Source organism: Streptomyces sp. M41(2017), from assembly GCF_002078175.1.
Classification (GTDB): domain Bacteria; phylum Actinomycetota; class Actinomycetes; order Streptomycetales; family Streptomycetaceae; genus Streptomyces.
The window spans coordinates 380,442-394,741 of the sequence record NZ_MWFK01000003.1 but is presented as its reverse complement, the minus strand read 5'-3'; the positions used below and the strand labels follow the sequence as shown (position 1 = coordinate 394,741).

General features: G+C 70.5%; 13 protein-coding genes and 2 pseudogenes. 8 read left to right on the top strand and 7 right to left on the bottom strand.

The window, feature by feature from the left end; translation table 11 throughout:
* The first annotated feature begins 110 nt into the window (after positions 1–110).
* Entirely contained in the window at positions 111–3,236 is a 3,126-nt protein-coding gene (locus tag B0675_RS38435) for a discoidin domain-containing protein (protein WP_107482979.1), read from the top strand.
* A gap of 124 nt (positions 3,237–3,360) precedes the next feature.
* Here the strand turns inward: B0675_RS38435 and B0675_RS38430 are convergent, their stop codons facing one another.
* Positions 3,361–3,714, bottom strand: a complete 354-nt coding sequence (locus B0675_RS38430) for a VOC family protein (protein ID WP_081224402.1) — start codon at positions 3,712–3,714, stop codon at positions 3,361–3,363.
* A gap of 274 nt (positions 3,715–3,988) precedes the next feature.
* Between B0675_RS38430 and B0675_RS38425 the strand changes: the two genes are divergently transcribed.
* Positions 3,989–4,615 carry a dihydrofolate reductase family protein gene (locus tag B0675_RS38425; RefSeq protein ID WP_081224401.1) on the top strand — a complete coding sequence of 209 codons (627 nt, stop codon included), beginning with the start codon at positions 3,989–3,991 and terminating at the stop codon, positions 4,613–4,615.
* A gap of 97 nt (positions 4,616–4,712) precedes the next feature.
* Here B0675_RS38425 and B0675_RS38420 read toward each other — a convergent pair whose 3' ends face one another.
* Entirely contained in the window at positions 4,713–5,294 is a 582-nt protein-coding gene (locus tag B0675_RS38420) for a GNAT family N-acetyltransferase (protein ID WP_081224400.1), read from the bottom strand.
* 265 nt (positions 5,295–5,559) lie between these two features.
* Here B0675_RS38420 and B0675_RS38415 point away from each other — a divergent pair.
* The 3 genes and pseudogenes from B0675_RS38415 to B0675_RS42505 all read left to right on the top strand — a co-directional run bounded on the left by B0675_RS38415 (position 5,560) and on the right by B0675_RS42505 (position 6,759).
* Positions 5,560–6,094: pseudogene (locus B0675_RS38415) on the top strand (TerD family protein).
* A gap of 351 nt (positions 6,095–6,445) precedes the next feature.
* On the top strand, positions 6,446–6,637 hold the full coding sequence (locus B0675_RS38410) for a hypothetical protein (protein WP_143661156.1): 192 nt from the start codon (positions 6,446–6,448) through the stop codon (positions 6,635–6,637).
* The gene (locus B0675_RS42505; protein WP_277625270.1) at positions 6,634–6,759 is read left to right on the top strand and encodes a hypothetical protein; all 126 of its coding nucleotides are present in this window, start codon (positions 6,634–6,636) and stop codon (positions 6,757–6,759) included. The genes B0675_RS38410 and B0675_RS42505 overlap by 4 nt, the downstream gene beginning before the upstream one ends.
* Before the next feature lie 9 nt (positions 6,760–6,768).
* On the opposite strand, the gene B0675_RS38405 is transcribed toward B0675_RS42505, so the two are convergent.
* Both B0675_RS38405 and B0675_RS38400 read right to left on the bottom strand, forming a co-directional pair.
* Entirely contained in the window at positions 6,769–7,149 is a 381-nt protein-coding gene (locus tag B0675_RS38405) for a hypothetical protein (RefSeq protein ID WP_179165557.1), read from the bottom strand.
* 61 nt (positions 7,150–7,210) lie between these two features.
* Positions 7,211–7,651: a helix-turn-helix domain-containing protein gene (locus B0675_RS38400; RefSeq protein ID WP_081224397.1), complete on the bottom strand. Its 441-nt coding sequence runs from the start codon at positions 7,649–7,651 to the stop codon at positions 7,211–7,213.
* A 501-nt stretch (positions 7,652–8,152) separates the two neighbouring features.
* On the opposite strand from B0675_RS38400, the gene B0675_RS38395 reads away from it, so the two are divergent.
* Positions 8,153–10,162 carry a glycosyl hydrolase family 28-related protein gene (locus B0675_RS38395; protein WP_179165556.1) on the top strand — a complete coding sequence of 670 codons (2,010 nt, stop codon included), beginning with the start codon at positions 8,153–8,155 and terminating at the stop codon, positions 10,160–10,162.
* 161 nt (positions 10,163–10,323) lie between these two features.
* On the opposite strand, the pseudogene B0675_RS38390 reads toward B0675_RS38395, so the two are convergent.
* Positions 10,324–11,344: pseudogene (locus B0675_RS38390) on the bottom strand (LacI family DNA-binding transcriptional regulator).
* A gap of 128 nt (positions 11,345–11,472) precedes the next feature.
* Positions 11,473–12,015, bottom strand: coding sequence for a hypothetical protein (locus tag B0675_RS38385; RefSeq protein WP_081224395.1), 543 nt, complete (start codon positions 12,013–12,015; stop codon positions 11,473–11,475).
* Positions 12,016–12,267: 252 nt separating this feature from the next.
* Here B0675_RS38385 and B0675_RS38380 point away from each other — a divergent pair, with 252 nt between their 5' ends.
* The gene (locus B0675_RS38380) at positions 12,268–12,621 is read left to right on the top strand and encodes a hypothetical protein (RefSeq protein WP_081224598.1); all 354 of its coding nucleotides are present in this window, start codon (positions 12,268–12,270) and stop codon (positions 12,619–12,621) included.
* 198 nt (positions 12,622–12,819) lie between these two features.
* On the opposite strand, the gene B0675_RS38375 is transcribed toward B0675_RS38380, so the two are convergent.
* Positions 12,820–13,467, bottom strand: a complete 648-nt coding sequence (locus B0675_RS38375) for a TetR/AcrR family transcriptional regulator (RefSeq protein WP_081224394.1) — start codon at positions 13,465–13,467, stop codon at positions 12,820–12,822.
* Between the two features lie 95 nt (positions 13,468–13,562).
* Here B0675_RS38375 and B0675_RS38370 point away from each other — a divergent pair, with 95 nt between their 5' ends.
* Complete coding sequence (locus tag B0675_RS38370; RefSeq protein WP_081224393.1) at positions 13,563–14,225, top strand: methyltransferase domain-containing protein; 663 nt, start codon at positions 13,563–13,565, stop codon at positions 14,223–14,225.
* Positions 14,226–14,300: the final 75 nt, after the last annotated feature.

Here is a 14,300-nt window from a genome sequence, read left to right as displayed (position 1 = left end):
CCAGGGACGACAACGATCACTCCCGCCCCACCCCTTGACGAACGGACGATTCCGGACGAACAATTTCGGTCATCCGTTTGACAACGTTGTCTTATCGAAAGGCGCCCAGCGTGCCCGATGCATCCCTGAATGTCGATCGCCGCCGTTTCGTCCAGCTCCTCGGCGCCGCCGCCCTCGCGGCGACCGTCCCCGTCACTCTCGGCAGCGGCACGGCGAGCGCCCACGGACGCCCGGGCACGGCGCCCGACACCATCGCGGATACCTACTACCGCGTCCTGCTGAACCACACCCACTGGTCCGAGACGCAGTGGGACGCGACCCGCGGCTACTACACGGACAAGGACTTCGGGTTCGCCGTGGTGCTCGGCAACGCGGTTCTCCTCACGCACGGCACCTACGACGGCGAGCGCGCCGGCATCGACGAGAAGACGCTGAAGGCCCGGACGATCGCGACGATCCAGCACTTCGCCGCGTCCAACCGGCTCACCGGCGGCACCCAGTGGGGCCGGACGCTGTTCTTCGACACCACCTTCCAGCTCTACTTCGTGCTGGCGGCACGCCTCCTGTGGGACGACCTCGACGAGGCCACCCGGACCGACGTCGACACGATCGCCCGTGAACAGGCCGCCTACACCACGGGCTTGGGGACCGGCGACGACCCGAACTCCGGCAGCTGGACCCCGCTCGGTCTCCTCGGCGGTCACGAGGGTGACACCAAGCTGGAGGAGATGGGCGTCTACGCACAGTCCCTCGCCCCCGGGCTGGCCTGGGCGCCGGACGACGCGCGGCACGCCGACTGGGACAAGGCCTTCGGCACCTGGTCCCGCAACGAGACGGGTCTGCCCCAGGCGGACCTCGTCAACCCGGCCCGTGTCGACGGCGTCCCCGTCTCCGACAACAAGGCCCGCAACCTCTACGACACCTTCATCGTCGAGAACCACGGCTCCTTCGGCCCGCACTATCAGGAAGAACTGTTCCGCACATCGGGCCGCAACGCCGCCCACTTCATCACCGCCGGCCGCCCGTTGCCCCAGGTCCTCACCAACCAGCCGAACGCGGACCAGCTGTGGGGCACCCTGCTCGGAGTGATGAGTGACGCCGGCGAGCCCCTGATGCCGATGGTCAACGACCGCGAGCACCTCTACGGCCGTGACGTCATCCCGCTCGCCTTCCTCGCCCAGGTCGTCGGCGACCGCGCGGCGGCCCGGGCGGAAGCGGCGCTCGCCGAACGGCTGGAGGCGTACCAGAAGTACCCGCCGGAGTACCGTCTCGCGAAGTTCTCCGGCGAGCCGAAGTACGAGCCCGAGGCCCGCGCGGAAGTGGCCATCAGCTACCTCCTGCACCTGTGGGCCGCGGCTCAGGGCCGCACGGTGCGCCCGCTGACCTCGGAGGAGCTGTTCCAACACGCCTCGGGAGTGACCGACTTCGGCACCGTTCCCGGCCTCGTGTCCCACCAGTCGACCGGGGCCTGGGCGGGTGCGGTGACCAAGCCGGGCTTCGTCAAGTTCGCCTGGCAACCGGCCCACGACGACTGGCTGTTCAAGCTCAGCGGCGCGAACCCGATGTTCCTGCCCAGCACCGCGGCCCAGGTGACCGGCCGCCAGGTGCGGACGTACAGCACCGTCCGTGACGGGTTCGACGGCAGCGCCACCATGCTGCGCCTGGGCACCGGCCGAGCGGGCCTGACCACCCTGCCCTCGGGCGCCGTCGTCTACGCGACGACCGGTGTCGCGGCGGGGGAGGGGCACCTTGAGATCCACAACCTCACCATGCCGGGCATGGCGGGCCTCACGGGCTCACGCACCTACCGCTTCGCCGAGGGCAGCGCCACCGTGACGGCACAGGACGCGCGTTCCGCCGCGGCCACGCCACGCGTGGACGAGGTCACCTTCGCGAAGTCCGAGGTCAGACACCTGCGCATGATCGGCGTCCTGCCCGACCCGACGTACGGATACTCCCTCTACGCCTTCGAGGCCCGTGACGGCTCGGACGGCACCGACCTCGCCCGGAGCGGCACGGCGACCGCTTCCTCGTACGACCCCGGCAAGGAGCCGGCGCTGGCGGTGGACGGCAACGCCACGAGCCGATGGGCGGTTTCGAAGGCGGACCGTCCGCGGGCGGACAGCTGGATCGCCGTGGACCTCGGAGCCACGCACACGGTGGACCGCGTCACCCTCCGCTGGGAAGCCGCCGCCGGACGCGCGTACACCGTGCAGGGATCGGCCGACGGCAAGCAGTGGAACGACCTCGTCTCGTGGCCCGAGCCCGACGTGTCGAGCAAGGGCGGCTGGCTCGACGTGGACGGACGGGCCGGCCTCGTCGTCCGGGGGTCCGAGCAGCCGCTCGCGGTGTACGGCGACACGATCGTCCTCGCCGACGGCGCCGCGACCCCCCTGCTGGCAGAAGGCTTTCCCGGCATATCCACCGACAGGCTCCGCGCTCTCGCACACGGTGCCGCTCCGCAGGCCGAGGACGACAGCGTCCGTGCCGCTCTCACGGAGGACCACCTCAGTCTCTTCAACCTGTCCGAGCAGCAGGTGACGACACGTGTCGGCATCCCTCGATCCGGAGCACGCGCCGTCCTGTTCGAGGGACGCCAGACCCTCACCGCGGACGGCAGCTCCTACGAGGCCGATCTTGACGCCGCCACGGCCGAACTCCTGCCTCCGCGTATGGAGGTGAGCCCCGCCTTCGGAGGGAAGCTGCCCGCCGGGCTCCGGGCCGAGGTCGTCGACGCCGCCACGGTGCGGTTCACGGGAGCGTCCTGCCGCCTCCGGGTGACCGGCCAGGGACACACCGAGGTGGCGGAGGTCCGCGCGGGCCGCACCACCACCGTCACCCTGCGGGGCGCCGAGGCCTACCCCCTCGACGACCTCGCCCTGGGCCGCACGGTCTTCCCCACCACCCCGCTCCCGCCCGGCATGTCGGACCCCTCGGCCGCCGTCGACGGTGACCCGCACACCGCCTGGACGCCCGGCCCCGACGGCCGCATGGTCGTCGACCTCGGCGCCGAACGTCCCGTCCGGGAGGTCCGCACGGAGTGGACCGGCGGTCGCGTCCCGGGCCAGAACGTGGAACTCAGCAGTGACGGCCTGACCTACACCCAGGCCGGCCGGCTCACCGGACACGGTACGAGCCGTCTGCTCGCCACCAGCGCCACCGCCCGTTACGTGGCACTGGCGACCGACGCGGGCAAGCGAGGCGACGCCCGGTTGACGAGCATCTCCGTGCGCTGACGGCCGGTCCCGGGAACCGAACGCGCCCGGCAGCGGAACTCCCTCCCACCAGGGGGAGTTCCGCCGCCGGGGGCTCGTAGTCCGGCAGCCCGCGAGATGTGCGCGGAGCTCGTCGAGGCGCGGCTCAGGCGGGTTGCCACAGCTCGATCTTGTTGCCCTCGGGATCGGTGACCCAGCCGAACCGGCCGACACCCTCCATGTCCTGCGTCTCCCCGGCCACATCCGCTCCCTTCGCCCGCAGCTGCGCGAGCATCGCATCCAGGTCACGGACGCGGAAGTTGAGCATGGTCTGCTGAGCGCGGGACCCGAAGTAGTCGGTCTCGGCCTCGAACGGAGCGAACACCGTCGGCCCGGCCTCCTGCTGCCACAGGCCGTTCTCCCCGGTGTTCAGCCCGAGGCAGTCGCGGTACCAGGCGCTCAGGGACGCCGGGTCGGCCGCGCGCAGGAAATACCCACCGATTCCAAGCACATGTTCCATGGCGCAATCCTGCCAGGACACGACGACGGGCCGGGCCCGCACCACGGTTCGCACGCCGCTCTTCCGCCGTCCTGTGGGGGAGGGACCCGCCTCCGGCGGGGTGAGTACTCCAGCCGCGCCGATCACCCGGCGGCCTTCCGCCGACAGACGCGGGCGATCGCTATGTTGGCGGGGGCCGACCACTCCCCGCCGGCAGCAGTCGACGACGGACGCCGTCCGTCCCACCACGGTCCCCCGCGAACCCTCTCTTCCCCCGCAACAGCGCAGGAGCAGCATGAGCAAGGTCTTCAGCGCCCACGCCGTCTCGGTCGACGGCTACATCAGTGGTCGCGTCCCCGAGGGGCAGGACGAGTTCGGCAGCGGGCTCGGTGACGCGACCATGCTCTTCGACTGGTACTTCGGCGGGGACACGTCGAGCGAGTCGTTCGACGGCTTCAGCCTCAGCGAACCCAGCGCCCGGTTCTTCGACGCGATCGCGGGCCGGGTGGGGGCGACGGTGGCGGGCCGCACCACGTACGAGCACTCCCGTCATTTCGGCGGCGGCGGCCCGCACCCGACGGCGCCGCTCTTCGTCCTCAGCCACCGCCCGGCGCCCGAGATCACCGAGGCGCAGATGCTCGTCACCACCGGCATCGAGGACGCGGTGGCGGCGGCACGCGAGGCCGCGCAGGGCAAGGACGTCGCCCTCATGGGCGGCGGCCTGCTGTCCTCCGCGCTGGCGGCCGACCTGGTGGACGAGGTGATCCTCCACCAGGTGCCGGTCCTCCTCGGAGGCGGCCGCCCCTTCTTCCACGAACTCCCGCGCCACGTGGACCTGCGCCTCCTCCAGACGATCCCGGCACCTGGCGTGACGCATCTGCACTACGAGGTGGTGCGCCGGCCCTCGTCACCGGCGTCCTGATCGATCCGTGCGAAGCCGGTTCGGGGTGGCTGCCGCTTGCCGTTCGCCGGATGCCGTCAGGCTTCGGGCCTTCGACCACGTCCGTCCTGCATCGGGCTCATGGGAGAGGATCGCGCCGGACCGGTTCGGTCTTCCACTCGCGGGCGAGTGTCGCGTAGACGTACTCGTCGGCCCAGCGCTCCCCGTCGAGGTCGTTCTCGACGAAGTGCGCTTCGCGGCGCATGCCGAGCCGCTCGCACACGCGCACCGAACCGGTGTTGAGTACGTCGAGACGGGCGAACAGCCGGTGGACGTTCAGCTCCGCGAAGGCGAGTGAAGCGGTCGCGCGCGCGGCCTCCGTGGCGTAACCCCGTCCGGCGTACGCCGGATGGAAGACCCAGCCGATCTCGGCCTGGCGCGCTCGCGCGCTCGCAAGTCTGAGAACGATCTCGCCGACGACCGTCGTCCCGCCCGTCTCGCACACGGCCACCACCAGGTCGTCGCCGTCCTCGGCCCACGCGGTACCGGCGGCTCGCCGCGTCAGACTCCGCGCGCACTGGTCGCGGGTGAGCGGCGGCCGGAAGAGGTGACGGGCGACATCGGGAAGACTCTGATACGCGTGCAGGTCGTCGAGGTCGTCCGGCGTGAACGGGCGCAGAGCGAGCCGTTCCGTGGCAGCGGGCAGTGAGAGCCTGAACATCGGCCCGGTGTCTCCTCCTCGTCGGCAGTCCCGCCAGCCTAGAGGTCCTTGTGCAGAGCGGCCCCGGCCCCGGTGGCGGGCACGACCGGCTCCGGAGGGGCGGGGCGGCGCGACACGACCGTCCGACGACGGGTGGTCGGGAGCTTGCTCCGGCGTCCGGCACATACCACTCCCGATCGCGCTGCCTGAACAGCCCAGCGCGGGGCGATACTTGACGACGTGGATACGCGTTCCATACGCGTTGGGTTCAGGGGAGGCGACGTCCGTGAGTGGTGTCAGCAGTGGGCTCGCGAAGGTCCAGGTGAAACTCCGCTGGGATCCCAGTCCCTGGGGGGAGCCGCCCCGTCACCTCGACATCATGGCGGCGACCTATTCCGCCGAGGAGCCGCGCGGGCGACCGGTGTACGTCGTTCACACCGAAAGCCGTTCACCGGACGGCACCATCAACATGAGCCGCCACAGTGAGACCGGCGTCGGCCTCGGCTTCGTCGAGGTGATGGTGCTGGAGCTCGACCGCCTGGCGTCTTCGTACGCGCGCGTCGTGGTGGGAGTGGCGATCCATCAGGACCAGGGGGCCCTGACGTTCGGAGACATCAGGAACGCGGGGGTACTGGTGGTGGAGGACTACCGGGAGCTGATGACGGACAGACCTCAGCCGGGTCGCGGGATCGAACGCCACGACGATCGCGGAGTTCACCCGGGACGGCTCCGGAGCCTGGTCGCTTCAGGAGGCGGTCCGCGGCTTCGACGGTTCACCGACGGCGTTCGCCGCGGAGATGGGCAACGTCCGGCAGCGGTGAACCGGCCGTTGGAGGGCCTGCGCCGACCCGGGCTTGTAGCCCCCGCTGAAGGCGTCCATGCAGCTGTGCGGAGAGTACTCGAGGTCTCCCGGGCCCGGCACGTCATCTCCGGAAGTCTTGACGTGCCGGTGACGTGCTTCTGGCGGGGCACCGGCATGGACGCCCTCAAGAACACTGCCGGGGTTCGGCAATGCGCGTCCGTGGGCCGACCGTGCACCATGACGTCGGCGGAGCACTGTGAAGGGTTCTGATGCCGGTCACCGGCAGGTGATGTCCGGCAGGGAGCCCGGAGGGGAGCAGTGCGCCACCCGATCACGGCGGGCGAGGGAGGGGGCGGAGATGCGGATGTGCGTGGAGACAGCCACGGGGCTGCCCGGCATCGCGTACACCGCCGCCCTCGCCGTGGCCGTGCGCTCCGGGCCGTCGGCCGCGTTCCGGGGCAGGGCCTCGAACGGGGCCGACGGAATGCCCGCGGCCCACCCCCACCACGTTCTCGCCCGTCCTGGTACGCAGCGCGCGGCCGGGCGACAGGAGTCGACATGACCTACTTCATCGCACCGCTCGCCACCGCTCTCTTCTTCGTCGCGATCAGCACCGCCGTCCTGATCCGCCGGGACCGGCGACAGATGGGTCACCCGTGGGCGAGCCCGCGCGGGCGTGACTGAGGAGCGGTCTCAGCCGACCAGGTACTGACTGAGGACGTCGGCCTCGCGGCGGAGTCGAAGAGCCGCGTCGCTCTGACCGTAAGTGTCGTACCGATCGGCCTCGTTGGTGCGGTCGTCGACCTGTGCCTGCAAGAGGGCGCGAACGTCGTCGAGGGACAGGACGCGGCGTTCCGCTTCTGTCGACCCGACGCCGGTGCGGGCGCCGGCGACGTGTTCGCTCACCGCATGAACCGAGCCCTGCGCGGGGGTCTCCACGGCTTCGGCGTTGTCGATGACCGCGAGGGCGGTGCGCAGCGCGCCGACCGCCTCGGTCCTGCGCGCCTTCATCGCCGCGACGAGATCGGCGCGGAGCAGCGACCGGAGAGCCTGGGCGTCTTCGGGAACCGGCATGTCGGGACTCCTGGTCATTCCTGGTCCCCGTCCGTCGGGGACTGCTGGATCGAGTGGACGCTCACAGTTCCGACTCCGCGAACGATCCGATGAGGGCGACCAGCGTGGCCGTGTCGTCGGCACTGCCGATGGCCACGAACTTCGCGGAGTCGCGCTGCTCGTCGTAGAGGGTCTCCAGGTGCAGGCGCGACCCACGCCCCGGACGCGTCGCCGCCGCGCTCGTCACGAGCGTGCTCAGCCGGGACATCGCCGCCCTGTCGATTCCGTCGACCTGAACGACGGCCGTCACCTCGACGCGCGGTCGACCGCTCACCGCCGGGGCGGCCGGCGCCGGAGTGCGGCCCTCCGTGAGGGCGTCCACGTCCGCCGCCGCGATCCGGTACTGCTTGCCGATCCGCACTGCGGGCAGGAGGCCGTCCCGCACATAGCCGCGAACCGTGCGGACGTGGAGGCCGAGCATCTCGGCGACCTCTTCGGTCGAGTACAAAGCTGAAGCGGACATGGCTCCTCAAAGTTCCCTGAAGACTCCGTATTCTACCGCATCAGTATGACAGGTAGGGAAGGATAGGTAAGAGGGCATCCGCATGCTGACCGTGAGCCGCGGTGCGAGGCCAGGGAATGGGGGCAGCCCGAGGCGGGCGTCCCGTCGTGCGGTAGGCCGCAAGAAATCGATGAAAGAACGCAGGAACCGAACTAGATGATGGAAAGAGACGTCCGGTGTCTTGTAGGGCGGCCCCGCCACGTCCTACTGTCACCGCACCGGCACGGCTTTTGCCTCCTGCCGCCCGCTCGCATGGCGCGGCGGCTCAACTCCCTTCGCCCGCACCGTTCGTCCGCTCCTCTCCGCCACCGTCCGACCGTGCTCGGCGCTCGTCCCCCCCCTCGTCCGTCCTGGTTCGTCCGTCCCGAAAGAAACGAGAATCCGATGTCGCGGTACAGCACAGACGGGGATGCGGAACGGGTCCGCAGCCGCGCGCGAAGACCGGTCAGAACCGCCGCGGCAATGACCGCGGCGGCCGCCGGACTGGTCCTCGGCCTCGGCTCACCGGCACCCGCGGCCGGCGTGCAGGCCGGCGCGCAGGGCGGCGGCGCCGGCACTCCGGTGGTGACCCGGGCCGGCCTCGACCCCGCCCTCGTCGCGGGGCGCGGCGCCGCCGTGGACTTCGCCGAGCAGGAGGCGGAGAACGCGTCGACGAACGGCACGGTCGTCGGCCCCGACCGCACCGCCTACACCCTGCCCTCGGAAGCCTCGGGCCGGACCGCGGTGCGCCTGAAGCCGGGCGAGCACGTCGAGTTCACCCTGCCGCGGGCCGCCAACGCACTCACCGTGCGCTACAGCATCCCCGACGCGCCCCGGGGCGGCGGCATCACCGCACCGCTCGACGTCTCCGTCGACGGCAGGCACCGCTCCACGATGACGCTCACCTCCCAGTACTCCTGGCTCTACAACCAGTACCCCTTCAGCAACGACCCCCAGGCCGACCTGCTGCACCCGGACTGGTGGATCACGGAGTGCGGATGCGTGCCCGCCGCCACCACCCCGACTCCCGTCGTCGACAAGCCGTTCAGGCCCAGCCACTTCTACGACGAGCAACGGCTCCTGCTCGGCAAGCGCTACGAGGCGGGCGACACCGTCCGGCTCACCGCGCCCCGGGGCAGCGCGGCGGCCTGGACCGTGATCGACCTGCTCGACACGGAGCTCGTCGCGGCCCCGCACATCGAGCTGCGCGCGGCGAACGTCCTCGCGTTCGGCGCCGACCCCACCGGCCGACGTGACGCGGGCGACGCGTTCGACCGCGCGATCGCGTACGCCAAGAAGCGCCACCTCAAGGTGTATCTGCCGCCCGGCACGTACCAGGTGAACCGGCACATCGTCGTGGACGACGTGACGATCGTCGGGGCGGGCAACTGGTACACCGTCGTCAAGGGACACCAGGTCACCCTCGCCACCCCTGCCCCCGACGGGTCGGTCCACACCGGCGTCGGTTTCTACGGCAAGGACGCGGCGGACGGCGGCAGTCACGACGTCCACCTGTCCGGCTTCGCCGTCGAGGGCGACGTCCGTGAACGCGTCGACACCGACCAGGTCAACGCCATCGGGGGCGCCCTCAGCGACTCGACGATCGACGGCCTCTATCTGCACCACACCAAGGTCGGCATGTGGTTCGACGGCCCGATGACACGCCTGCGGATCACACGCAACGTGATCACCGACCAGATCGCCGACGGCCTCAACTTCCACACCGGCGTCACCGACTCCACCGTCTCGGACACCTTCGTCCGCAACTCCGGTGACGACGGTCTGGCCATGTGGTCGGAGAAGACCGGCAACGCGCGCAACGTCTTCTCCCACAACACCGTGCAGACGCCTGTCCTCGCCAACGGCATCGCCCTGTACGGCGGTACCGACAACAAGGTCACCGGCAACCTCATCGCCGACCCCATCAGGGAGGGCAGCGCCATCCAGGTGGGCTCCCGCTTCGGCGCGGAACCGTTCGGCGGACACCTGTGGATCACGGACAACACCACCGTGCGATCGGGGCCGTTCGAGCTCAACTGGAAAATCGGCCTCGGCGCCATCTGGTTCTACGCCCTGGAGCGGGACATCGACGCCGACATCCAAGTCACCGGCGACCACTTCCTCGACAACACCTACAACGCGGTGATGCTGGTCTCCGACTTCCCGGTGAAGGACAAGTACGCGATCCGGGGTGTCCACTTCAAGGACATCCGCGTGGACGGCACCGGCACGTCGGTGCTGAGCGCCCGCTCCGCCGGTTCGGCGTCCTTCGAGAACGTGGACGCCCGCAACGTCGGTGCGGTCGGCATCAACAACTGCGGATCGTTCAACTTCCCGCCCACGGGATCCGAGTTCGCGGTGCAGGACCTCGGCGGCAACGACGGTGGCGGCACGACGGGCCCGTGGCTGGCGTCCTGGGAACTCCCGAACACCATCACGTGCGACGACCGGCCTGCGGTGGTCGCACCGCCGGCCCCGACACCGTGGCCGTAGGGTCTCGTCACTGAGGTACGGGGTGCGCACAGTCGCCGTCCGGCGGCGTCGACTGTGCGCACCCTCCTCGGGAGTGTCGTTCGATCCTCGATCCTGTTGTTCGCCCGAGGGGAATGCCGAGCCGGGGGGGGGGCGATCCAGGTCGATCGGTCCGGGGGCGTTCACGCCTCGGGAGCGGATCTCCGCAGGGTCGTACTCGCGCGCACGACGAGCTCCGGTGCCACCGTCAGATGCGTCGACTCGCTCGTCCTGCCCTCGATGTGGTCGAGCAGCAGTCCGATACTGCTGCGACCGAGCGACGAGAAGTCCTGGCGGATCGTGGTGAGGGGCGGCGGGAAGAACTCCGCCTCGGGGATGTCGTCGAACCCGGCGACGGCCACGTCCTGCGGCGTATCAAGGCCCGCTTCCCGGAACGCCCGCAGGACGCCCAGAGCCATCTGGTCGTTCGCGACGAACACCGCGGTCGGGGCCGCCTGCTGCCCCGGCGACGCAAGGACCCGGTCCGCGAGCTGCCGCCCGGCCAGATATCCCGACAGTGGGCTCCAGTCGCCACGCAACGGCGGCGGCACCACCGTACCGGCATCGCGCAGTGCGCCCTCCCAGCCCTCGGTGCGGGTCGCTCTCCAGCCAGTCGAGCGGCCCGGAGACATGCCACACCGTCGCATGACCCGACGCGAGGAGATGTTCCGTGAGCATGCGGGCGCCGAGACGCTGATCCAGTGACACTCCCGGCAGGTCCAGCGTGTGGCCACCCTCCACGGTGACCACGGGACAGGGCGCCGCCAGCGAGGCCAGGGCCCGCACGGCCGCCCGTTGCGGAGTGACGGCGACGATCCCTTCGACACCCCACTCCGCGAGGTGGTGCATGGCCTCGGCGAGGGCCCCCTGGCTGGCGGTCCTCAGGGTGACCGCGGAGGCGAGGTAGCCGCGCTCCCGCGCCGCCTCCTGAACTCCGGCGAGCGTGCTGGCCGGACCGTAGAGCGTGGTGTCCACCGCCATGACACCCAACGTGTGGGTCCGGCGGGTGGCGAGAGCCCGTGCGGCGGAGTTCCGCCGGTATCCCAGCTGTTCGATGACCCGCGTCACCGCCGCACGCGTTTTGGCGCTGACGTTCGGGTGGTCGCTGAGGACGCGGGAAACCGTCTGGTGGGACACGCCGGCGACGCGTGCGACGTCCGTCATCGTGGGCGCTCGTGAGACGTCGGGGAGCTGGGTCAACGCTCTTCCTCTTCTCATCGAACGACGCTCCCACGGTAGCGAACCACCCGCTCGCGCCACAGGTGGCGGACCGGTCGGAGGGCGCCGCTCGGTCAGACCAGGGTGTCGGCGACCGGTGCCTCGCGGCCTGTCACCGCGGCCGGTTGGGCGCGGGGCGTCATCCGGCTCCGTATGAAGATGGTGGCCAGCCTGGTGACCACCTCGGTGAGTGCCATCAGGACGAACGCGGCGACCCAGGCCTGGTCACTGGTGATGTGGTGGGTGACGCTGAAACGGGCGACATCGTCGCCGCCGCCGTGCTCGACCCACAGTTGGAAGCCCATCCGGGCGCCCATGCCGACCACCCACAGGATCGCCGAGACCGCACCGGCCTTGATCAACAGGTGTCCGCCCGCGGAGCGTATGCGGGTGTAGATGCCGCCGGCGACACCGAGTGCCGCGCCCGCGGCCACGAGGGTGCCCACCAGCACCAGGTCGTTGCCGCCGGTGGGGACCGAGTCGAGGTAGGTGTGCGCCACGAAGGCCACGATGCCCAGCGGGATGAGGAAGGACTTGAGATCGAGCCGGCCCTCCCGCAGCTGCCGGAACACGACGAGAATCAGGGCGATGTCGGTGATCCAATCGGATGTCGTCATGCCCCAAGCCTGCTGTGACAACGCCTTCCACGCGTGGACCCGCGGGTGGAACCCCAGGTGGAGATCTCCGGCTCGACCACGTCCACCCTGAGGGGGAGACCAGCGCTGGAACACGCGCGGACACGGCGCGCGGCGGCCTTCGACGCCGGGCGGGGCACCGAAACTCCCTCGCTCCGTCAGGAGACCGTACGTAAGGTCGTGTGCCACGGTCGGCCCTGTCCCGTCGGCCACCGCACGTACAAGGACGATTCCGTGACCAGTCAGCGAGCGACAACCACCCTGTGGCGTCCCACCGGACCCGTGGAGCTGGAGCTGGTGCGCGCGCTGGACTGGCGGGCGTGGCCTCCCAGGCTCCCGGAGCAGCCGATCTTCTACCCCGTCCTCGACGAGGACTACGCCGTCAGGATCGCGCGTGACTGGAACGTGAAGCACGACGGCGCCGGATACGTGACACGGTTCGAGGTCGCGTCGGACTTCCTGCGGCGGTATCCCGTCCAGCAGGCGGGCGGGCGGACGATTCTGGAGCTGTGGGTCCCGGCCGAGGAGCTCGACGAGTTCAACGGCAACATCGTCGGCCCGATCCAAGTGGTCCACGAGTTCCACTGATTCACGAGGTTCCCCACGGCCCAGGGGCCGGCGAGGGGTCATGGACCGAGGTGTCAGGAAGGGGACGACGAGGGGGCTCGGAGGGCCACCGGGGATTCGGCCTCGACGCGCGACCGGGCCATCGCCGCCACGACGTCCTCGCGGCTGACCTCTTTGTACGGACGGTCTCCGCCGACGGAGGGGCGATCGGCGTATCCCTCAGGCGGGAGGGGACGCGGCTCCGCCGGACGAGACCCCTCCCGGCAGCAGGGACCGCAGAGCCAGCTCCGTGAGCTCGGCCTCCATGGCGTCACGGTCCGGGACGACGGCGGCGCGGAAGGAGCGGCCCGCCAGCAGCGAGACGAGCCACCAGGCCGCGGTCTGCGGGTCGATGTCGTCCCGGATGTCGCCGGCGGACTGTCCACGGCTCAGCAACCCGGCGAGCATGTCGGCGACGTGCTGGTGCACCTGCCGCAGTGCGTCGCCGAGTTCGGGATCGTGCGCCAGCGCCGTGGCGTCCGCGAAGAGGAACCCGTGGGCGCCGGGCTGGTGGTACCGGTCCAGGTGCTGGGGGTCGAGGAACGCCGTCAGTACCTCGGACACGGTCCGGCCGTCGTCGGTCGCCCCGTGCAGAAGCGCGGCGACGGCGCCGGTCGCGTGATCGAGCGTCGCCCGGTACAGCGCCGACTTGGAGCCGAAGTTCTGGAAGACCACCGGCTCGGTGACCCCGACCCTTTTGGCGATGTCGGAGACCTTGCACCGCTGGTAGCCGGTCTCGGAGAACACCTCGGTGGCCGCGGCGAGGATCGACGCGCGGCGCTCGGCGGCGGGCAGACGCGTCCGTGGTCGGGAACGGGGCTCGGTCACGCCGCCATCGTACGACCCCTTGCGGCATTTCTTAGTCGCGACTAAGTTGGGGCTCGTACTTAGTCGTGACTAAGTTATTGAGGAGGGTCATCGTCATGAACCTCGGAAGCCTCATGCAGGGCGAACCCCGCCCGGACACGCCCGGCGTGACCATCGCAACCCCCCGCTCCTACGAACTCTTCGTCGACGTCTGCTTCGCGGGCCGGCGACATCGCCTCTTCACCCGGCTCGCCGAACTCAGCGGAGCCCGAGCGGGTGACCGTGTCCTGGACGTGGGCTGCGGCACGGGCTACCTGACCCGGCGCATGGCCGTCCGGGTGGGCCAGGAAGGCGTGGTGACCGGCGTGGACGCGTCGCCGCCCGTCCTGGACTACGCGCGCCGCAAGAAGCAACCGCGGGGCCATGCGCCGATCACCTACATGGAGGGGATCGCCGAGGCCCTGGAGCTGCCGGACGCCTCGTTCGACACCGTCGTCACCAGCCTGATGCTCCACCATCTGCCCGAGGAGGTCCGCCCCGCGGCGCTGCGAGAGATGTACCGCGTCCTGCGGCCGGGCGGCAGGCTTCTGGTCGTCGAGTTCCGGCCGCCGAAGAGCCGGATGGGCCGTCACATGGTGCACGGCGGCGCGGGTCACGCCATGGCGCACAACCGTGTCGAACTGCTGGACGTCCACATCGCGGAGACCGGCTTCGAGGTGAACGGGCGGGGTGACCTGCGCCCTTGGTTGTGCTACGTGCAGGCGACCCGGCCTCGATAGGCCCGGCCCCTCTCTCGGCCGGGTCGCGGAAGTCGGGCGACGGCCCGGACGGATGCGAACCGCACCTCCCTCGCG

Coding starts and splice junctions, on each gene's coding strand:
- B0675_RS38430 (WP_081224402.1), bottom strand. CDS start 3,714: ATGGAACATGTGCTTGGAATCGGTGGGTATTTCCTGCGCGCGGCCGAC.
- B0675_RS38425 (WP_081224401.1), top strand. CDS start 3,989: ATGAGCAAGGTCTTCAGCGCCCACGCCGTCTCGGTCGACGGCTACATC.
- B0675_RS38420 (WP_081224400.1), bottom strand. CDS start 5,294: ATGTTCAGGCTCTCACTGCCCGCTGCCACGGAACGGCTCGCTCTGCGC.
- B0675_RS42505 (WP_277625270.1), top strand. CDS start 6,634: ATGACCTACTTCATCGCACCGCTCGCCACCGCTCTCTTCTTCGTCGCG.
- B0675_RS38405 (WP_179165557.1), bottom strand. CDS start 7,149: ATGCCGGTTCCCGAAGACGCCCAGGCTCTCCGGTCGCTGCTCCGCGCC.
- B0675_RS38400 (WP_081224397.1), bottom strand. CDS start 7,651: ATGTCCGCTTCAGCTTTGTACTCGACCGAAGAGGTCGCCGAGATGCTC.
- B0675_RS38395 (WP_179165556.1), top strand. CDS start 8,153: ATGACCGCGGCGGCCGCCGGACTGGTCCTCGGCCTCGGCTCACCGGCA.
- B0675_RS38385 (WP_081224395.1), bottom strand. CDS start 12,015: ATGACGACATCCGATTGGATCACCGACATCGCCCTGATTCTCGTCGTG.
- B0675_RS38370 (WP_081224393.1), top strand. CDS start 13,563: ATGAACCTCGGAAGCCTCATGCAGGGCGAACCCCGCCCGGACACGCCC.